At 41.6% G+C, this 21,130-nt stretch carries 18 protein-coding genes; 10 read left to right on the forward strand and 8 right to left on the reverse strand.

The annotated features are described in order from the left end of the window. From PY092_RS01740 to PY092_RS01760, 5 genes are all read right to left on the reverse strand, one after another. Complete coding sequence (locus PY092_RS01740; protein ID WP_119647448.1) at positions 1-303, reverse strand: helix-turn-helix domain-containing protein; 303 nt, start codon at positions 301-303, stop codon at positions 1-3. A gap of 130 nt (positions 304-433) precedes the next feature. Further along, the gene (locus PY092_RS01745; protein ID WP_275614133.1) at positions 434-1,612 is read right to left on the reverse strand and encodes an ABC transporter permease; all 1,179 of its coding nucleotides are present in this window, start codon (positions 1,610-1,612) and stop codon (positions 434-436) included. A gap of 16 nt (positions 1,613-1,628) precedes the next feature. Beyond that, positions 1,629-2,867 carry a site-specific integrase gene (locus tag PY092_RS01750; protein WP_275614134.1) on the reverse strand — a complete coding sequence of 413 codons (1,239 nt, stop codon included), beginning with the start codon at positions 2,865-2,867 and terminating at the stop codon, positions 1,629-1,631. 331 nt (positions 2,868-3,198) lie between these two features. Further along, a complete protein-coding gene (locus tag PY092_RS01755) occupies positions 3,199-3,798 on the reverse strand; it encodes a DUF1684 domain-containing protein (RefSeq protein ID WP_275614135.1) in 600 nt (199 codons plus the stop codon). Between the two features lie 195 nt (positions 3,799-3,993). Continuing rightward, positions 3,994-5,175 carry a TlpA family protein disulfide reductase gene (locus tag PY092_RS01760; RefSeq protein ID WP_275614136.1) on the reverse strand — a complete coding sequence of 394 codons (1,182 nt, stop codon included), beginning with the start codon at positions 5,173-5,175 and terminating at the stop codon, positions 3,994-3,996. Between the two features lie 220 nt (positions 5,176-5,395). Here PY092_RS01760 and PY092_RS01765 point away from each other — a divergent pair, with 220 nt between their 5' ends. From PY092_RS01765 to PY092_RS01785, 5 genes are all read left to right on the forward strand, one after another. Further along, positions 5,396-6,487 (forward strand): ATP-binding protein, encoded by a 1,092-nt coding sequence (locus tag PY092_RS01765; RefSeq protein ID WP_275614137.1) that lies wholly within the window; start codon positions 5,396-5,398, stop codon positions 6,485-6,487. A gap of 5 nt (positions 6,488-6,492) precedes the next feature. Then, entirely contained in the window at positions 6,493-7,821 is a 1,329-nt protein-coding gene (locus tag PY092_RS01770; RefSeq protein ID WP_275614138.1) for a sigma-54-dependent transcriptional regulator, read from the forward strand. 205 nt (positions 7,822-8,026) lie between these two features. Further along, on the forward strand, positions 8,027-8,443 hold the full coding sequence (locus tag PY092_RS01775) for a GreA/GreB family elongation factor (protein ID WP_275614139.1): 417 nt from the start codon (positions 8,027-8,029) through the stop codon (positions 8,441-8,443). A gap of 43 nt (positions 8,444-8,486) precedes the next feature. Further along, positions 8,487-8,846, forward strand: a complete 360-nt coding sequence (locus tag PY092_RS01780) for a hypothetical protein (protein ID WP_275614140.1) — start codon at positions 8,487-8,489, stop codon at positions 8,844-8,846. Positions 8,847-8,978: 132 nt separating this feature from the next. Beyond that, the gene (locus tag PY092_RS01785) at positions 8,979-9,614 is read left to right on the forward strand and encodes an MCP four helix bundle domain-containing protein (protein ID WP_275614141.1); all 636 of its coding nucleotides are present in this window, start codon (positions 8,979-8,981) and stop codon (positions 9,612-9,614) included. On the opposite strand, the gene PY092_RS01790 is transcribed toward PY092_RS01785, so the two are convergent. From PY092_RS01790 to PY092_RS01800, 3 genes are read right to left on the reverse strand one after another with little or no spacing between them, the layout of a single operon-like run. Beyond that, on the reverse strand, positions 9,611-10,054 hold the full coding sequence (locus tag PY092_RS01790; RefSeq protein ID WP_275614142.1) for a 3-oxoacyl-ACP synthase: 444 nt from the start codon (positions 10,052-10,054) through the stop codon (positions 9,611-9,613). The genes PY092_RS01785 and PY092_RS01790 overlap by 4 nt on opposite strands. A gap of 7 nt (positions 10,055-10,061) precedes the next feature. Further along, a complete protein-coding gene (locus PY092_RS01795) occupies positions 10,062-11,414 on the reverse strand; it encodes a sensor histidine kinase (RefSeq protein ID WP_275614143.1) in 1,353 nt (450 codons plus the stop codon). Positions 11,415-11,417: 3 nt separating this feature from the next. Continuing rightward, positions 11,418-12,776 carry a sigma-54-dependent transcriptional regulator gene (locus PY092_RS01800; RefSeq protein ID WP_275614144.1) on the reverse strand — a complete coding sequence of 453 codons (1,359 nt, stop codon included), beginning with the start codon at positions 12,774-12,776 and terminating at the stop codon, positions 11,418-11,420. A gap of 203 nt (positions 12,777-12,979) precedes the next feature. Between PY092_RS01800 and PY092_RS01805 the strand changes: the two genes are divergently transcribed. The 5 genes from PY092_RS01805 (at position 12,980) to PY092_RS01825 (ending at position 21,112) form a co-directional block, all read left to right on the forward strand. After that, positions 12,980-14,314 carry a TolC family protein gene (locus PY092_RS01805; protein WP_275614145.1) on the forward strand — a complete coding sequence of 445 codons (1,335 nt, stop codon included), beginning with the start codon at positions 12,980-12,982 and terminating at the stop codon, positions 14,312-14,314. A gap of 8 nt (positions 14,315-14,322) precedes the next feature. Then, positions 14,323-15,573, forward strand: a complete 1,251-nt coding sequence (locus PY092_RS01810) for an efflux RND transporter periplasmic adaptor subunit (protein ID WP_275614146.1) — start codon at positions 14,323-14,325, stop codon at positions 15,571-15,573. Between the two features lie 61 nt (positions 15,574-15,634). Next, entirely contained in the window at positions 15,635-16,330 is a 696-nt protein-coding gene (locus PY092_RS01815) for an ABC transporter ATP-binding protein (RefSeq protein WP_275614147.1), read from the forward strand. A 29-nt stretch (positions 16,331-16,359) separates the two neighbouring features. Continuing rightward, positions 16,360-18,741, forward strand: coding sequence for an ABC transporter permease (locus PY092_RS01820; protein ID WP_275614148.1), 2,382 nt, complete (start codon positions 16,360-16,362; stop codon positions 18,739-18,741). A gap of 22 nt (positions 18,742-18,763) precedes the next feature. Next, complete coding sequence (locus PY092_RS01825; protein ID WP_275614149.1) at positions 18,764-21,112, forward strand: ABC transporter permease; 2,349 nt, start codon at positions 18,764-18,766, stop codon at positions 21,110-21,112. Positions 21,113-21,130 lie beyond the last annotated feature (18 nt).

Consider the following 21,130-nt stretch of genomic DNA (forward strand, 5'->3'; position numbering starts at 1 on the left):
TCATTTTGTTGATACACGACGGAACTTTCCATTTTTTCTCGCGCATTCCAACAGTTCTTTTTTGGAATAGAAAATTGAATTCCCAATTTGGTAATAGGGAATCAAATTCTTTTTCTTCCATTTGATAAGGCACTGTTCAGATCGACCCAAGAATTTAGCAGCTTCCTTTTGGGTTAGACGGTCCTCCTCTGAATGGATCACCGATTCATTGGCGAGATTTGTTCTTTGGAGCCTTTTGATTACCAATTCGATGGTGTTCTCAAGGTCTTTTTTTGTAAAGCCGTATAGAATGGGATTTGACATAGTTTAGAAGATTTTAATGAAACAATCAATTCATCGACTAAACTAGATGTAACATTAGGCTAAATCGGATTGCCTGATGAACCGGGTAAGCGGTTTTTTTGTGTTGAAAATCAGACTTATAAGTTTTGATTTACGTTTGTAGGGGGGGGAGGAGCCTATTGATGGAAGAGTTGACCTCTATTTGCACATTTTTGGGTAATGTTCTTTTAAATTGATACTCTTCCGAAAAGTTCTTTCTCCACGTTTGCCGGGAAAATCCATTACTTTCAGTGAATATTTCCAAGATTCTAGTCAATTTGTGGTGTGAATTCTCTGTTGTTGAACGTTTGATAACGCCTTTGATAATCAAGTACCTTATTAGTGCAATGAAGGTTAAAACTTCATCTTGGGACAATTCGGTGTAGTAAGGATGAAAGATATTTCTCAAATTATATTTGTCAGGGTCATAATCTGAAAACCCAGTATAACAGGCCACAAAATCTTTGGCGTTTAAATTTGGCAAGTATCTTTTACAATAAGAATCAAGAACAAGGGCAAATTGCTTTTGGGTGATTCTACCGTTCAGGATAATCCTATTTTCCAGATTAACGGAAGTGACATTTTGATTTATGTCGATTAACATAGCCTTCAGGCCTTTGGCATCAAGGATTACGCCATTACTGCCAATATTGATGTTTATCGCCAATGCTTTGTGTATCTCATTCATGGAATTTAGAACCGAAGCATCGCTCGCATTTTCCATCGTGATAGCCAATGCTCTTTCCATGGCAATTTGATAACTGAAAAATGAACGAATCCATTGAGATTTATTTTTTTGATTTTTGATTTCACTGTTTAGTCTTTCAAAAGAGAGTTCCGATAACAATCGTCTTTTGAACTTTTTGGAGGAAAGATCTTGGATGAGCGTTCTTGTGATTTTTGGGTACGTTTCAAATGCGCACATATAACTATCAAAGCCCATGTCTTTCTCCCTTATGGATTTAATCAGGTATTTGTGAAACGTCCTTTTTTCTGTTTCGCCCAAAGCTTCATATAGGGACATTGAACAATTGGAGTATTTGACGACATTAAAATCTTTTGGAGCTTTAAGGATACCGCTGAAATAAATAAAAAGAACCCATCCAAAGCTTATGAAAAGGAAGGCCACTATGAATATTTCCAGATTGGCCCCGGGGAAAGTCACCAATTCCCAGAGCGTAATGCCCAAATAGAGTAATAGGGCTATAAAAACTATCGGCAGGGTCAAAAACAAGGTATACTTGTTCTTGGCAAGTACTTTATGGGCAATATAGTCATAGGAAGACGTCATATCATTTAATGTTTTCTTATTGCACGAGATTCCAGGTGTTGTCCATTTCCTTTTGTTTAAAGTCTTCGGCTATATCAACATATCGTTTAAAGGAAGCTTCATCCTTGTGACCGGTAATGTTTCTGACCACCATTTCCTTCATGCCAAGGACCAAACTATTGGTTACAAATGTCTTTCTTGCCGTGTGGCTGGTTATCAGGTCATGTTTGGCCATGGTTTTATCGATTCTTTTTTGCCCTATGTATCTCGTAATAGTGATTTGGGTATTTATTTTGGCTTTTGAACAACACTTTTTTATATACTCATTGAATTTCTGATTTGAAATAGTGGGAAGAGGCTCATAGATTGTTCCCTTGTAGCGTTCCAAAATTTCTAAGGCATATTTGTTCAATGGGATTTTTTGGTCAATGGTCTTTGTTTTTACAATAGTGATTTTCAAATGATCCGAAAAGACATTTGAAGATTTAAGATTCATGATGTCACTAAAGCGTAACCCGGTAAAGCACCCAAAGCAATAAATGTCCCTTATCTGGGAATATCTTTTAGATTTAAAATCGAATCGGTACAAAGCCATCAATTCATCCATCGTAAGATAGATTACCTCAATGTTATCCTCAGTTCTTCGGAATTTTTTAAATTCCAGATTATCGTGATATCCTCGTTCATATGCCCAATTCATAAAGGTTTTAAGTATGGACACCAGTTTTCCGAAGTAATTGTTCAAGGTTTTACGATCCTTGAAGCAATAGTCCCTGAATTTCTCATAGAAGTCCATATTTATATTATCGAAGCGTAATTGGTAGGAAACTTCGTTTTGAAAATCCTTTAAGAATCCTGTCACGGTGTTGTATTTTTTTATGGTGCCATGAGCTTTTATGGTTCGGCTGGTTTCAATGAACTCATCGAAGCTTTCAAAAAATTTTGGAGCCAGTGAATTTGACCCGAATGACCCATCATCCAGTTTCTCTTCTACCAATTCGGCACTAAAAGGGATATTGTTCAAATGGAGGTATCGAAATACGGTAAATACCTTTTCCCTAAACTCATCGAGTTTTTGGTTGAATTCGATATGGTTGTTATAGCCTTCTTTTTGTGTATTGGATTTTATCCGTTGATTTTTCCAATGTCTAGGCAATACTTTTACTCCTGCAATATTTTTTCTGATTCTTATCCCTTTAAAGGTGATTGTTGCCCTGACAGGCAAAGTTCCATCTTTGTTTCGCTTATCGTTTCGTGTGGAAAAGGTTAATTGCATTTAATGGAGATTAGTGATGTTTGTATTGACATTGATTAAATTGATAAAAAGGGGGGCAAAACAGGGGGCAAATAAGCACAAATAAAATGCTAAAATTGATTCACCTTTATTCTTATCAGCCCTTATATAGCATAAGATACGGAATGTTAGGTGATTATAAAACAGCGTAGAAAAAAATTACTCCAGGTGGGACCACTTCTTTTTAAAAAAGCCCGGTAAACATTGTTTACCGGGCCTTTTGTTTTTTAAGGCACTAATGTGTTGTTTTGGTAACAATGAATTGATTTATCAAAGCTTTACGCTCCTATTGAACCAGTATCTAATTCATTCATTATTTTTTGATCTTTTTGATTCCCGCCACAATCGCAATAGGCAAACTATTTTCAGGAGGAGGAATTGGACATGAATATTTAGGGTTGTAAGCGCAATAAGGATTATAAGCTTTATTGAAATCTATGGTTATATGGTCGCTCGTTGGAATTTCCAAGTCAATAAATCTACCCCCCGAATAAGTACTATCTCCATTTGTCAAGTCTGTAAATGGGAGGAATAGATAGTCCCTATACTCTTCGGTTTCCCTTAGTTTGTGGCTTTGGTAGATGTTTAATTTAAATTCCTGATTATTTAATTCAAATGTCGCAACACCATAAATTTCATAAGTGGGGAGTCTACTTGTAGTGGTTTTCATTAAGAAGGGAACTGCATCATCAACCCTTTCAAATTGGGCTTTAACTTTGAAACTTTCATCAATCGGAAAATATTCGTGGCCTTTGAATTTTTTAATATCCTTTTTTGTTAGGGGCGATTCTTCTGGGTTGGAATATTCTTCGTTCAGGTGGTTTTGAAAATCCAGGATTGAATCCTTGTAGGTCTGACCAGTTAGTTTGGAATTAAACATGAATAGCAGAATAATCGAAAATAGTAACTTCATCTTTTTTGGTTTGTTCCCCAATGTAAGATATATCGGCGAAAATTAAGGCAATAATTTATTCATCATCAAAGATCAGACTTAAAATTTGTGTGCGCACCAAAACATTATTTCCTCAAGGGTTTTCCTCAGAACCAAATGTAGTGAAGGATACTGCAAATCTTATATTTTGCCGTTGGATTTTAAGAAAGCCATGATTCAATCCAGACTCAATACGTTGCTTAAAACACTGGAAACCTTCTCTTCATCATAACCTGGCTGGTTATAGATTATTTCTCCTTTTTTGTCAATAATGACAATCGTTGGGCCAGCCTGTACATTTAAAGACGTAGCTAACGGACCTCCCATATACAAACTGGGATAAAGCATATTGGTTTTTGATTTATAGGCTTTCAGTAAATTGAGCGATGCTTCTCCTTCGATGAACTCGACACCGAATATATTCAGACCTTTATTCCCATACTTCGTATGAAGCATATTGATGGATGGAACGGCCTTGACACATGGACCACAATTCCTAAACCAAAACTCCAACAAGACAACTTGCCCCGTTATGTTAAAGGGCTTGATGGTATTGTTACTGCCAATTACGGGAAGTTCAAAATCTTGTCCAATAGGTTCTTGTTTGGAATTATTACCATCAACAGTTTCTTTTTCGGGGGTTTGGAAAAATTCTTCCAATGAGACCCGCTTGTAATCTGGAAGTTCATTCCCTTCCCAGAAATCCTCTGACTTAGTATAATCAAACCTATAATGATCAAACGTTCGAGTTAAATGACCTGTTGGCCCATTTTCTTTAGTCATTCGTTTGGGCAACAAATTGTCCGCGTAGAGGTGTAAAACATAGTTGCTGTCCTTATAACCCTCCTTCTGTGTTATTTTTCGCCTTTCCCAATCAAACCAACCTTCATGTATGGTTATTTTGAATTCAAAATCATTACTTGAAGACTTGTTATCAACTAATTTCACAGTAGTGGAATCGTTTGTCAACACCTCTGCCATAAAATTTCTTATGGGTACAAACGTTAACAAAAGTGGATTGTTGACAAGAGGTTTGTCATTGACCATAACAAGTTGTTTCTTTTTAGAGCTTAGCAGTTGCCTTTTACCATCATACAATAATTTATCCTCATCAGTTCCTAAATAATACCTTGGTGTTTTCAAAAGAGACCCTGACTTCAAATCAAAATAAATAAAATCCTTCTGTGTAAGGTAGGTAACATTGCTCTCTTCCGCTTCCTTGTACGAATCATAGGCAACACTCTGCAATTCCATCATTCGCTCAAAGCTTTTTTCCAAAATTTTGGTGTTCTGTTCGGGGCTTTGGGAAAAAGAAAAGTGATGGAATAGGATGTAAAGGAATACAATTTTTAATTTCATAAGGAACAAATTTTCCACTCCTTTTGGAGGGCGAATAGTTTTTAAAATCATCAAATAGCGGGGAAACTTGTAAGTGAATAGCACATAAGTTACTAAGAAGGATTTGATTAGGTATGGTTTTGGGAATTAATTAAGAACTAACAGTATTCCGAAAAGAGCCTGATTATTTTTGGCCCCCACTCTTTTAATAATTCACTAATTTGCTATAAAGGAGAATCCCATGCTCACGGCCGAACAAAAACTCAAGGAACGCATCAAGGAACTTACCTGCTTGTATGAGGTGACCTCGCTCATTGTCAACTGCGATTACGATGATATGGAAACTGCATTGCTCGGCATAGTGCAATGCTTGGAACGTGCCTGGCAGTTCGATGAGGAAACCTATGTGGAGCTGTCCACTCCAGATTACTTCATCAAAACCGAGGAGAAAGGAGACGCCTATGTGTTTTTGGAGTCGGTCATTACGGTGTTCAACAAACCACAGGGCGAGATAAAAATCGGATACCCTTCCCCAAAGTACCAGCTCAAGGATTTTTTGGAGGAGGAGCAGCTACTATTGGACAATGTTTGCCTTAAAGTGGGCAATCTGTTGGAGCGGAAGGAAATCAAAGAAAAGGAAGAGCACATACGCCGACAAGTGGAGCAATCCGATAGGCTCCGCATCTTGGGTGAAATCACAGCGGGTATCGCCCACGAACTGAACACACCGCTTGCCAACATTCTGGGCTTTACGGAATTGTTAAAGGAACACATCAGCGATGATCCACAAGCCCTCAAGGATTTGGATAAAATCATTGCCAATACCATATTTTCAAGGGAAGTGGTCAAAAAACTGATGTTCTTTGCCTGTGAGATGCCCGAAACACGAGAAGTCATCAATGTGGTTGAGGTAATTGAAGAAGCCATCAATATGTTGCGTACCACTTTGCGCCAAAATGATGTCTCTTGCGAATTTGAACACTCCGAAGAAACCATCGAGTTGCGCATCGATAAAATCCAGTTGACCCAAGTGGTCTTTAACCTGATTGTGAATGCCATTTATTTTGCACCGCCCAAAAGCACCATTTCGGTTTTTCTAACCATCGAAAATAACAATGTCATCCTAAAAATTGCTGACCATGGACCAGGAATCCCAGAGGAATCCGTATCCCATATTTTTGACCCGTTTTTTACCACCAAACCTGTCGGCGAAGGGTCGGGATTGGGTCTTAGTGTGGTGCACGGCATTGTACAGAGTCACCAAGGAAGTATTGAGGTAACCCCAAATACCCCAACAGGCACTATCTTTACATTGCAATTCCCTAAAAAGTAAGCGCTTTGTTGAAAAAGGAGAACATATTGCTCGTTGATGATGATGTCGATATTCTGGAGCTGCTGCAACGGCACCTAAAATCGATGGATTATCACACCTACAAGGCCGTTTCGGTAAAGGAGGCGCTTTACATCCTAAAAGATACGGAGATAGATTTGTTGGTAACCGACATTAATATGCCAGAGATTGACGGGCTGCAGTTGGTTAAATATGTTGCTGAACATTATCCGAACATGCCCAAACTGGTAGTGACGGGATTTCCGTCCGTGGAAGATGCGTCGAGTGTTATCAAACATGGAGCAACGGATTACCTGACCAAGCCTTTTACCAAAAGCGAACTGGAAGTGGCTGTAAAAAAGGCTTTCTCCAGTGAACAATCCAAGGAAACGGTTAAAACTCCGCCAATAAAACCCGTTGCCACCAATGGCGGCTATGCCGATATGATCGGAAGTTCCGAGGCATTCCTAAAAGTTACGGAAATTATAGATCGAGTAAAGGATAACCGGGCCACGGTCTTGGTAGGAGGGGAAAGCGGAACAGGGAAAGAACTGGTAGCACGGGCCATTCATTATTCGGGCAAATTTGCACGGGCGCCTTTTATAGCGGTAAACTGTGGGGCCATTCCCGAGAATTTGCTGGAGGCCGAACTTTTTGGATACGCCAAAGGTGCTTTTACGGGTGCCAATGAAAACCGCGATGGATTTTTCCAAGCGGCACACAAGGGCACCATTTTTTTGGATGAAATTGGAAATGCCACCCTACCCGTTCAAAATAGATTGTTGAGGGTGCTCCAAGAAAAAGAAGTAACCAAAATCGGCTCCCAAAAACCGGAAAAGTTGGATGTTCGGGTCATTGCTGCCACCAACAGTGATTTGGACGAACTGATTCAAAAGAAAACCTTTCGCGAAGACCTGTTCTACCGCCTTTCTGTCGTTACTGTGGAAGTACCACCGCTCAGGGAACGTACTTCGGATATTCCATTGTTGGTGGACAAGTTCATGCAGAAGTACGGTATTGAATACAAGGACCGCTATGTCCGTATCGCTGATGATGCCCTTGACGTATTGAAACGATATTCCTGGCCGGGCAATATCCGAGAGCTGGAAAATGTGGTACAGCGCGCTGTGATCATGTGTGATGGCAAAATCACTTTGGAACACCTTCCAGATGAGTTGAAATACAAAATCGACTTTCCCAAAAAAGGATATAAAACGCTTCAGGAAAAAGAAAAAGAGTACATCCAGGAAGTGCTCCTATCCACACAAGGCAACAAGACCAAAGCTGCCGAAATCTTGGGCATCAATCGAAAAACACTACGGGAAAAACTTAAATAACCACTGGGGTGTTTTGCCCCATCCGGGTAAAAATTACCCAAATCAACTTTTCTTTACTTTAAATAAAACTATTTTAAAATACTGATTATCAAATTATTATAATCATGTTTTGATAATTGTCCTATCAAATGGCATAGGCTTTGCCTTTTCATGGGCAAAATGCTGGGATGCTGAATTTTAGTGCCCCGTCCGTTAAGAACTGGAAATGAAATACGGAAGCCTGATCATGGAAAAAAAGGATTACCTCACACTGAAACGCATACTGAACTTCCATAGGTTCTATGAGGATTATGCCCATAAGGATGCCTTGGAACAGTTAGGCGAAAGAATCGACCAGGCCCTGGTAGAGGATGAGCAGGACATTCCCGACGATGTAGTTCGCCTAAACTCCAAAGTAATAGTGGAATTTGTGCAGGGAGCGATACAAACGTTTCAACTGGTTCCATCGACCCGGGGAAATCTTGAAAAGAACATGATCTCTGTAGTGAGTACCCTTGGGGCCAGCTTGGTTGGATTAGCTGTGGGCGACCACATCCAACTTGGATTTCCATCGGATGTTCAATCCTTCAAGATCGTCGGTGTGGAACAGTCACACCAATTATCGTCCAGTTTTGACCTATAGAAAAGCAAAAGAAAATTAATTGTAAACCCTAATATATATAGTCATGAGAATAATGATTTTAGCAATTCTGTTCGTGGTAGCCACCACAAATATCAACGCACAAAATATAAATCCACAAGATGTAAAAGTTGGGGACGTGCTGGAAATTGGTGATCCAGATGCACCCAAGTTCAAGCATATTGATTTTCCAAGAGCCAACTTCATCATAAAAAAAGGTGGAATTGCCGACTATAAAAGAGTAGTCGGCCGTAAGGTTGTGGTTACCGATGTCAAAGAGAAAAAAGACGGTACTGTTGAGGTCAAAATCAAAATGACAGACGGGAAAAGATTTTTTAACAGCCATCCTGTTGTTAAAGTGGATTTGAAGAATGCACTTGAGTCTGGCGAGTTGAGTGCACTGTAGTTGATTGATGATTTCCGCCCAGCCTCCAGCATTAGGTTTGCTCTAATAGAATGGTTAGCTAATGGCTGGGCGGATACTTTTCCATCACAAATCGAGGTGTAGTCCCCAATATCATTATATAAAAAACAGCAAATGCCAAAGAACATGTCCATAAAGCAGCGAATAAATGCAAGTTTCATTCTTGCAGCTGCTTTTTTATTGGTACTGGCCTCCAACCGATTGAACCAGCGAAATTTTTCCACAGTAGAGCAAAGTGTAAATTCAGTTTTTGAAGATCGCCTGGTGGTTCAGGAATATATTTATAGGCTCAACAATTTGTTTCATAAGAAGGAATTGGCCTTGGCCAAGAATGAGACAAATACAGGGACACTAACCCAATCTTCGGATATTGAGACCATTCTTTCAGATTTTGAAAAAACGGAATTAACGACCAAGGAGTCGAAATATCTGGCCGATTTGAAGAACAGCTACACAGAACTTCAATTCATGGGAGAAAACCTGTCCATCAACAAGGGGGCAGACAGTGCCGAGCTGAAGGATAAAATTTCATCAATGTTGGCTAGGATAAACAATGATCTTGACGAACTTTCCGAAGTTCAACTTTCCGAGGGCCGCCAATTGACCCAACGATCACAACGATCACTTGGAATGAACCAATTATTGTCCACTTTGGAAATTGTGTTTCTGATTATCATAGGAATACTTTTCCTTCTGATTGTTTTTCATCGCGAAGAGCCCAGTATGAAAATGGTGGGGGAAGATTCCTAAAACACTTCCAAGACGGAGTGCTCTTTCCCGTTGAAAACAAAGCACTCTGCTTTTCCCTTTCCCAGCAGCAATCTTGCAATCGGAGCATTGGCCGAAATGCAATAGACCACACTGTCATCTTTTTTGAAAGCACCAGCGGAGATGGCGATAAAATAATCCGCCATACTTGTTTTTACCAAAGAGCCCAAACGTATTTTGTCCGATGGTTTTTCAATATTGATTTTGTTGAGAATGCTTCGGGTGGCATCGAGTTCCTGTAATTGTTGGCCCAATTTCTCTTGTTCCAACTGAACCATGGCCCTTCCCGTTTCGTGCTTGTCACCTGCCGAACTCTTGGTTTCAGAGCCCAGGGATTCTTGGAGTTCATGGCTCTGTTTTTTGAGACGAGCTGTTCGTTCGTCCACTTGTTCCCAACAAAATTCCAAAAGCTCTTTTTTCATGATTTGATTAGGCAAAGGTAAGTCGGAAAACGGTTTCGGTATGTGGAACAGAGCGCACTTGGATGCTGCCACCATGAAGTTGCATCACACGCTTGGAAAGACTCAGACCAATGCCGGTCCCTTCGCTTTTGGTAGTGAAAAAAGGCACGAATATTTCGTCCATCACTTCTGGAGGAATACCCGGCCCATTATCTCGAATGTCTATGAATTTGGAACTGTTATCATCAATGCCCGCGACCATTAGCACCTTTCCACCTTCGGTGGACTCAACTGACTGCAGGGCGTTTTTGCCCAAGTTGATGAGCACTTGGGAAATTTGTTTTTCATCAATATAGAACTCCAAATCCTCTGGTTGGCAAATGGTGGAAAATTCGCTCTCCCCATCAATCAATCGGGCGGACATGAGCACATCGATTTTTTCCAATAGATCCTTACCTTTTACCAAGGATTTATTGGGTTCTGGCACGTGCAACAAACTTCGGTACGACTGTACAAAATCCATAAGGTCCCCTCCTTGCTCCTTAATGACCTCCAACCCTTTCAGGGTATTTTTGATTTGGCTCTCCTCCAATTCTTCCATCGGAGTTATTTTGTCCCCTTTGCGATAATATTTGATAATGGAATCGGAAATGGAGGCAATCGGGGTTATGGTGTTCATAATCTCGTGGGTCAGCACACGGATGAGGCGTACCCAGGATTCGGTTTCTTTTTCATCCAACTCTTTGTGAATATCCTGTACAACGACCAATTGTAATGACTGGCCGTCCAATGTCAAAGGGGTCGACTTCAGGGCCAATTGTGTTTGTTCACGCTCATTGGATAATTGGAAAAGCTTCCGTTGAAAAGGCTTAAAATTTTTAAAGACCTGATACAGGCTTTCATCTACCTGCTTCAATTGTTTGATGTGGTTCAGGGGCGTGTAATCCAGCAATTGTTCCAAAGTTGGGTTGGCGAAAAGGATGTGCCCTTTTTCATTGTAGGTCATGATGCCAATGCTGGCCTGTTTCAAAATTTCCTGATAATATTGTTCCCTGATCTGAAGCTGTAAATGCACCTCTTGAATCAGTCCGTTGACCCGATTGAGACTGCGATTAAGCTCCTTGAAAGATTCAATGGTGACCCCTTCGGGAAAACGAAGCGTGAAATCCTCGTTCTTTATGGCATCGAAAAAATAGGCGATTTTCCGGTTGGTGCGGTTGATATAAGTAATCAGTGAAACCACTTGTGCCACCAAAACAATAGCACAAAGCCCCAAAGTAAAATACCATTTGTAGGCAACGGAAAATGCCAATGCCACGGCGGTAAGGGTTAAAAAAATGACCCTGAGGATAAGTTGGATGTAAAAGTTTCTACTGGCCATGAATTACTTTTTTTTCAACTTGTTGTAAAGGGTTTGGCGGGATATGCCCAATTGTTCGGCGGCAGCACTGTAGTTCCCCTCATTTTGCTCCAAAGCCCTATTGATCATCTGTTGTTCCATTTCGTTAAGGGTCATGGGTTCGCTATCCAAGGATTGCATGGGCTTGGCGTGCAAAAGAAAGTCCGAAGGCTTTAACACATTGCCATCGGAAAGAATAACGGCCCGTTCCATGGTATGCTGTAACTCGCGAACATTCCCTGGCCACGGATACTCCATCAGTTTTTCCTGTGCCGTTTGATTGATGCGCAGGCCCGATTTATCGTATTTATGTGCAAACTTTTTCAAGAAAAAATCGGCAAGCACCAAAATATCCTCATTACGCTCACGCAGTGGAGGCACTTCTATATGTATGGTGTTGATGCGGTATAGCAAATCTTCACGGAACAAGCCATCCGAGACCATTTGCTCCAGATTGCAATTGGTGGCACAGATCAACCGAATGTCCACATCAATAGGTTTGTTGGAACCTACCCGAACCACTGATTTATTTTGGATGGAGGATAACAATTTCGCCTGCATCTGCAAAGAAAGGTTTCCTATTTCATCCAAAAACAAGCTGCCTTGGTGCGCGGCTTCAAATTTGCCCGCCCGATCCTCTTTGGCATCGGTAAATGAACCCTTGGTATGCCCAAAAAGTTCACTTTCGAAGAGGTTTTCGGCGATGGAGCCCATATCCACACCTATAAAAACCTCATTTTTTCGGTTGGAGAGTCGGTGCAGTTCGCGGGCTATCAATTCTTTACCCGTTCCATTTTCACCGGTGATAAGTACATTGACGTCCGTTTTGGCCACTTTGGCCACGAGATTCAAAACAGAGGTCAGCGCCTTGGATTGGCCGATGATATAGTTCCGACCCTCATTGATGACCTGCTTTAAGTTGCTCTCCTTTTTTTTGAGGTTGTGGATTTCCTGCTTGGACTTTCTCAGTTCGTAGGCCGATTTTACCGTGGTCATCAAACGCTCATTGTTCCAGGGTTTCAGTACAAAATCGGAAGCTCCCTGCTTGAGAGCCCTAACGGCCAAGTCCACCGCTCCGTAGGCTGTCATCATGATTACCGATGTGTTGGGAGACCTTTTTTTGATTTCGTTGAGCCAATACAAGCCTTCATTTCCTGTGTTTACCCCAGCGGAAAAGTTCATGTCCAACAGCACGATGTCGATATCCTCCAAATTCGGAAAAGAAGAAATCTGGTTCGGGTTGAAGATGGTTTGAACGCTTTTGTACTCAAATTGCAAAAGAATTTCCAAAGCGCTCAATACGCTCTTGTTATCGTCAACCACTAAAATTTTGGCATCGACCATAAAGCTTTGTATTGAAATTGATGGTCAAAACTAGTAATTGCTCCGACATGTTTTGTTTAACTGTAAAATATTTGGACATTTTTTGTACAAAAATTTTACACCAAATAAAGAAATGTTATAATTTTAAATGTATAACAAGCTGATAATCAGCAAAAAACAATTTTGGCACAAGAATAGAAAGTAGTTTGGCACAGGATAAAACTATGAATCTAAAAATATACATAACAAGCTTACTATTATTGAGTTCCTTCATCGGGATTTCCCAAGAGGTTTGGACGCTGGAAGAATGTGTGGATTACGCCATTGAGCACAACCTTCAGGTAAAGAACACTTCATATAACAATGAATCCAGCAGGGAATCTTACAGACAATCCATTCGAGATTTACTACCATCCGTCAGCGGGTCCACCGACTATACGATTAGATACGGGAGGTCTGCTGATCCTCAGACCAACGATTATGTGAACACGGAATTCTTTAGCAATAACTATTCACTCAATGCCAGTTTGGATTTGTTCCGGGGCTTTCAAAAATTGAATACAATCAGAGCCTCCAAATTTATCTACAAGGCCACCCAAGAAGATATTTTACAGGAAAAGTTTTTGTTGGCTTTTAGGGTAATGAGTGCCTTTTACGACATCAAATTTTACGAAGGATTGGTGGCCAATACCTTGGAACAACTGGAAATTTCACAAGCCAACTACGATTTGGTCGAAAAACAAGTCGAGCTTGGGTTAATGGCGGGGTCAGACTTGTACGAAGCGGAATCCAATCTTTTGGGTGATAAGTTCCTATTGACCCAAAACCGAAACCAATTGGCCAATGCCAAGCTGGTACTTCTGCAAGAAATGAATTTAACCGAAGCATCGGATATCAATATTCAGGAAACTTTGGAGGAAACTTCCATGAATGAAGATGTTACTTTGGATTCCTTGTATCAAAAAGCAAGAGGATTTGTGCCACTTGTCAAATCACAAGAGTACAGGGTAAATGCAGCAAAAAAACAATTACAGGCCACTAGGGGAGACTTGTTCCCATCCTTGTCCCTGTTTGCAGGTTACGGAACCAGCTATTTTGAGACCAATGTGGATGAAAACGGCAATGTTATACCTTTTAAGACGCAATTCAACGACAACCAGTCCAAATTTGTGGGCGCACAATTGAACATTCCAATAAGTAGCGGATGGTCCAACCACTCTAGGGTAAAGCAACAGAAAATCGCATACATGCAGGCCAAGAACAACCTGGAGATTCAGGAGCAGGAGTTATTTCAGTTGTTGCAGCAATTGGTTCAGGACAATCAGGCCCTCATAGCAGAATACGAACAGAGTGCAAAACAAGTGGAATCACAACAATTGGCCTTTACAATCGCACAAAAACGTTATGAAAAAGGATTGATAAATGCGTTGGAACTCTTTCAGGCCAAGAACCTCTATGGGGTGGCACAGAACCAAAATTTGCAGGTAGGTCTTAGGTTGAAAGTCAACCAAAGCACTATGGATTTTTACAGCGGACTGCCCATTTTTAATATCAACTAAAACATACCATGGATATACAATTAGAAAAAAAGAAAGGACTTAAACTCAAACATTACGGCTATATCGCCTTGGGCATATTGCTCTTGTTTGTGGGCTATAAATTAATTTTTGCCAGTTCCATGTCAACCTTTAGAACGGAAAAGGAACGTTTGTCCATTTCCTCGGTAACCGATGGCAAGTTTGATGACTACATTACCATAAATGGTAACGTTGCGCCGATTGCCACTATTTATATGGATGCCTACGAAGGTGGTCGGGTTTCCGAAAAGTTGATAGAGGAAGGTTCCATGGTAAAAAAAGGGGACATTATCCTGAAGTTGGAAAACATGGCCCTCTATGAGCAGATTTTGGCCAGCGAAAGTAACTTGGCGCTTAAGCAGAACGACCTGCGTTCCACCAAGCTCACTTTTGACTCCAGACAGGTGGAAGGAAGAAAATCCTTGGCCACTGCACAATACGATGTGCAACGCTTGAAGCGTGCTTACGAGCAGAACCAAGAGCTTTACGAAGAAGAGTTGGTCTCCAAGGAAACCTATTTGAAGTCCAAGGAAGATTACGAATTGGCGCAAAAACAATACGAAATCGTAAAACTGCAAACAGAACAGGATGATCAATTGCGTGAAACCTCCCTAAAAGGATTGGACACCGACTTGGAACGAATGCAAAAAACATTGTCCATGGTCTATGAACGACTGGATCATTTAAATGTTAGGGCTCCAGCAGATGGCCAATTAGGGTTTTTGGATGCAGAAATCGGTCAGAATATTTCACAAGGACAACGTATAGGACAGATCAACGTGCTTACGGATTTCAAAATTGAAGCCGACATTGACGAACATTACATCGATAGGGTAAAGAGAGACCTCTCCGCTACTTTGGAACGAAATGGCAAAGAGTACAAATTGCGTCTGCGCAAGGTATACCCCGAGGTAAGGAACGGTAGGTTCCGTGTGGATCTGGTTTTTGTGGATGAAAAACCTGAGACCATCCGAGCGGGACAGAGCTACAACATACGGTTGCAATTGGGCGAATCTAACGATGCCCTATTGTTGCCCAAAGGCGGCTTCTTCCAGAGCACTGGCGGACAATGGGTGTTTGTGGTAAGCTCTGATGGCAACGAAGCTATCAAGCGCAATGTGCGATTGGGAAAACAAAATTCAAGATACTATGAGGTCCTTGAAGGGCTTCAGCCAGGAGAACAGGTCATTACCAGTAACTACGACAGTTTTGGTGATGCGGAACGGATTGTATTAAAATAGTCCGGGGAAATGTAACATCAATCAAAAAAGAATAGTCTTTACATAAAAACAACCATCAAAAATGATACAGATAACAGATCTAAAAAAGAGTTTCCGAACAGAAGAGGTCGAGACCTTGGCTTTGAACGGGGTAAATTTAAAAGTGGAAGAAGGCGAGTTTGTTGCCATCATGGGGCCATCCGGATGTGGAAAATCCACTTTGCTGAACATCATCGGAATGCTGGACAACCCCACCGAAGGCAGCTACAATTTTGCAGGGCACGAAGTGGGTGGACTAAAGGAAAGCCAGAGAACCCAGCTGCGGAAAGGGAACCTTGGTTTTGTGTTCCAAAGTTTTAACCTGATCGATGAACTCACGGTTTTTGAAAATGTGGAACTCCCTTTGATCTATCTTAAAATGAACAAGGCCGAGCGCAGGGAAAAGGTGCAAAAAGTGCTGGAGCGCATGAAGATTGCACACCGGGAAAAACACTTTCCACAGCAACTGTCTGGTGGTCAGCAGCAGCGGGTAGCCATTGCACGGGCCGTAGTGACCAACCCAAAATTGATTTTGGCAGATGAGCCGACGGGTAACCTGGATTCCAAAAACGGTATCGAGGTAATGAACCTGTTGACCGAACTCAATCAGGAGGGTACCACCATTGTAATGGTAACACACTCCGACAGGGATTCACATTATGCCCACAGGGTCATCAACCTGTTCGACGGTCAAATTGTGACCGAAAGCCAAAACAAGCCCATGGGAGCCATGGTTTAAGAGTTTATTCATCAATCAAAAATTCCAATATGTTCAAGAACAACCTAAAAGTCGCGTGGAGAAACCTGAAATCGAACAAATTGTTTTCAGGAATCAACATTATTGGACTTTCCATGGGGCTGACCATTGTCATGCTCCTTTTCCTGTTTATTTCACAAGAGAGGAGTTTTGACACCATGTTCCCCAAAAAAGATCGCATCCAACGGGTTTTGCTGAAAACCGATGGTGATTTCGGTTTTGAAACCTGGGCCACGGTACCTCCGGTAACCGCCTTGGCCATGAAGGAAGAGGTGACCAATGTGGAAAGTGCGGCAAGGTTGTTAAAACACAATTTTGGAAGACCCGCATCCTTGCGCATAAACAACCAAAACTTCACCGAAGACTTTTTTTATTGGGTGGACAAGGAGTTGTTGACCATTTTCGATATTGAACTGATAAAGGGGGATGCGACCACAGCTTTGGATAGGCCAGGTACGGTCATTCTTTCTGAAATGGCTGCAAAGACCTATTTCAACCGGGAAAATCCGATCGGCCAAACTATTCTGGTTGATAACAATCGTGAACTTGAGGTAACCGGGGTATACAAGGATTTTCCGGAAAACAGCACGCTTGATGCCGACATCATGGCTTCCAGCAATGGATACTGGTTCTACGACCGAAAATCTTGGAGCAATGCCAGTTTTGAAACCTATTGCCTCTTGAAGGACAACGTTTCGGTGGATGCCACCCAAACACAGATAGACCAAATGTTGGAGGCGAATGTTACAAAAGAAAGTAGATGGTATTCCTTCGGTTTACAGCCATTGGGCAAAGTGCACCTGTATTCTGCCTCTTACGGAAATTCGTATTCGTCCCGCATTGGCGATATCAATGAAGTGCGCAACCTGACCTATTTGGCCATTTTGATTCTTTTGATTGCATGTATCAACTATATGAACCTTACCACGGCACGTTCCCAGAAGCGTTCCAAGGAGGTGGGCATCAGCAAAACCTTGGGAGCCTCTTCAGAGTCTTTAGTGGGTCGGTTTTATGTGGAAACCGGATTGATCACGGCCATTTCCATTGTTTTGGGAGTCGCATTGACGATGTTGTTACTGCCCAGCTTTAATGGTTTAACCGATCAACATCTGACCATGGAGCTGTTGCTCAACCCAACCTTTGTGTTGGCTGCATTGGGGGTTTGGCTTGTAACTACTTTGTTTTCTGGATTGTACCCTTCCATGTATCTGTCCAGATTTCTGCCCAAAGAAATCCTATCCCCTTCTTTAAAGCAGGGAAAAGGCAATGTCATGATCCGAAAAGGTTTAGTGGTAATGCAGTTTGCCGCCTCTACCGCATTGATCGTAGGCGTGATGATTATCTACCAGCAAACCCAATACATTCAAAACAAAAACCTTGGTTTTGTCGCCGATAACGTGATGGCCATTTCCATTGGTGGATTGCGAGGCAATGAAAATCGCAACGCTTTGGAGCAAGAATTCAAAAACCTCTCAGAAGTTACCGCAGTATCCATGGCCCAAGGATATCCCGGTATGGATGTAAGTGGACGGACCATTCGAAAAAATGACACGGAAGAAAATGGTCTGAACATTCAAACCAATGTGACCGATGCAGGTGTTGTGGACGCCCTTAAGCTACATCTATTGGCGGGCAGTAGCTTGCCCAAGTTCAAAAGTGAAAAGGATACATTGGTGGAAGTTGTGTTGAACAAAAAGGCCATCGATTATTTAGGGCTTTCCCCAGAACAAGCGATTGGAAAAGAAGTTTATATGGATTTTCCCTGTACAATAGTAGGGGTGGTAGACGATTTCAATTACGAATCCTTGCACCAACCTATTGGAGCCTATGCATTCCATAACAGCCCTAGTGAGGGCAAGTCCTTCATGCTGGTCCGTTTCAAGTCTGGGAATTTGGCCAATACGGTTGCCGACCTGAAAAGTACCTTCACCAGAATTGTTCCCAATCTAGATTTCAACTATTCTTTTTTAGATCAAAATATTGCAAGAATGTACGCTCGGGAAAAGCGGGCGGGACAAATCAGCATTGTGTTCTGTATACTGGCCATTTTTGTAGCAGCACTGGGTCTTTTTGGTTTGGCAGCCTATACAGCAGAACAACGTAGAAAGGAAATAGGTATCCGGAAAGTGCTTGGGGCATCTGTTGCCAAAATCAGCCAAATGCTTTCCATGGATTTTGCCAAGTTGGTGCTTATTGCTTTGCTCTTAGGATTCCCATTGGCCTACTTATCCATGGAAAATTGGCTCGAAGGATTTGCTTATAGAATCGAGATCCAATGGTGGGTATTCGCTTTGGCCGGATGCATTGCTTTGGGCATAGCGCTTATAACGGTCAGTTTTCAATCTATCAGGGCAGCATTGGCCAACCCGACAAAAAGCCTGAGAACAGAATAAATCAATCAAAAAACCATCAATCATGTTTAAGAATTATCTAAAAATTGCCTGGCGGAACCTCTGGAAAAATAAGAGCTACAGCTTGCTAAATATTTTCGGACTGACTATTGGGGTTACATGTGCCGCCATGATCTTGCTTTGGGTAGAGGATGAGGTAGGGTACGATAAAAATTTTGCCAAACAGGATGTGGTGTATTATGTACCTACCAATCAGCAGTACGATGGCGAGTGGAGAACCTTTTTTGAGGCCACTCCTGGTCCGTTGGCAGAGGTTTTGAAAGCAGAAGTTCCCGGTATTGTAGGTGCAGCTAGAACAAAAGGCGCAGATCTTTTATTTAGGGCCAATGAAATATCGATCAATAAGAACGGAAGATTTGCAGACCCTGATTTTTTGAGCATGTTCAGCTTAACGTTTCTAGAAGGAGACCTGGAAACCGCTTTCAATGAGGTGGATGCCATCATCATTTCACAAGAAACTGCAAAGCAATTATTTGGGGAAAATTCTTCTGCCATTGGTAAAGTGGTTAGAATAAATAATGAAACCAATTATACGATTTCGGGGGTATACGAAGATCTACCGAATAACGTAACCTATAGTTTTGATTGGGTAGCTCCGTTTGAACGATTCGCAAAAGGGAAGGATTGGATGAAGGAATATGGAGCTAATTTTTCTGACACTTTTGTGGAACTATCTCCTGAAGCGAGTTTCGATGTTGTCAATCAGAAAGTGAAGCAAATACTTCCCGAAAAGACGGAAGACGATGAAACCGTTGCTTTTTTGTTCTCAATGAAAGATTGGCATTTAAGGTCCACTTTTGAGGGAGGAAAAAATGTAGGAGGCCAAATTACCTACGTTCGGCTGTTCAGCCTTATCGCGATCATCATTTTGTTGATCGCCTGTATCAACTTCATGAACTTGGCGACTGCCCGTAGCGAAAAACGGGCCAATGAGGTTGGAGTGCGAAAAGTATTGGGGTCTGGTAGAAAGGGATTGATTTCCCAATTTATGGCAGAAGCCGTAATAACCGCTACCATCTCCACTTTAGTGAGCGTATTGCTTTTAAAATTACTGGTGCCGCAATTCAATATGTTGATCGACAAGCAATTGGAGCTACGTGTTTTAGACCCCGTTCATTTACTTGCCCTAGTAGGCATTACGTTGGTCTGTGGTATCGTTGCCGGGTGGTATCCCGCCTTCTATTTGTCCTCTTTTAGGCCAGTGGAGGTGCTAAAAGGGGTACGAATGACAAAAGGAAGTGCAATGTTTATTAGAAAAGGATTGGTAGCCGCCCAATTTGTGGTTTCCATTGTATTTATCATCAGTACCATTATCGTTTACCAACAGATACAGCATGTAAAAGCACGCGATTTAGGTTATGATAAGGAAAACCTGGTCAAAATACCAGTGACTGGGGATATGATCAAAAATTTCATTCCCATTGAAGAGGATATGAAGGCATCGGGAAAGATAGAAAGCATCGGACTTAATAATTCCGACATCCTTTCCGGAGGAAACAATACATCGGGGTTAGAATGGCAAGGGGGAGTAGATACCGAAAATGTTTTGGTCTCGGTCAGAAATATTACATCCGATTTTTTCAATACCGCAGGAATGGAAATTATTGAAGGAAGGGGTTTTAGTAAAAATCCCGCCCAAGATAGTACCAACATCATCGTAACCGAATCTTTTGCAAAATTGATGGGAAGCGGCAGTGCCATTGGCAAAACGGTGGAAGAGGACTATCCCGTAATCGGGGTGGTAAAAGATTATTTATATGACGATATGTATGGATCCAGTGACCCTGTCATTTTTTTTAACGACCCAAGCGAAGCCCGTTTTATGTATGTGAAGGCCAAATCGGGTATCGCAACGGCAACGGCATTGGCCGCTATGGAGGCATCGCTGAAAAAGTTCAATCCTGCGTTTCCTTTTGAATATGAATTTGTGGACGATGCGTATGATACCAAGTTTAAGAGCGAGAAACTAATAGGAAGCCTTTCCCAGATTTTTGCAGTGCTCGCCATACTCATTTCCTGCTTGGGATTGTTCGGGCTGTCGGCCTTTACCGCAGACCAACGAAGAAAGGAAATAGGTGTCCGTAAGGTATTGGGATCTAGTATTACCGGAATTGTTGGCCTGCTGTCCAAAGATTTTATGCGATTGGTCCTTATGGCCATTGTCATTGCCATTCCAATCGCGTGGTTCTTTATGCAGAATTGGCTGGAGGGCTATGCCTATCGAATTTCCATAAATGCCTGGGCCTTTGTGATAGCAGGGGGCATTGCCATAGTCATAGCCATGTTGACCATTAGTTTTCAGGCAATTAATGCAGCTAGTGTAAATCCGGTAAAAAGTTTACGTTCAGAATAAATCAATCAAAAAACCATC

It is taken from the genome of Flagellimonas yonaguniensis (genome assembly GCF_029193885.1).
GTDB lineage: Bacteria > Bacteroidota > Bacteroidia > Flavobacteriales > Flavobacteriaceae > Flagellimonas > Flagellimonas yonaguniensis.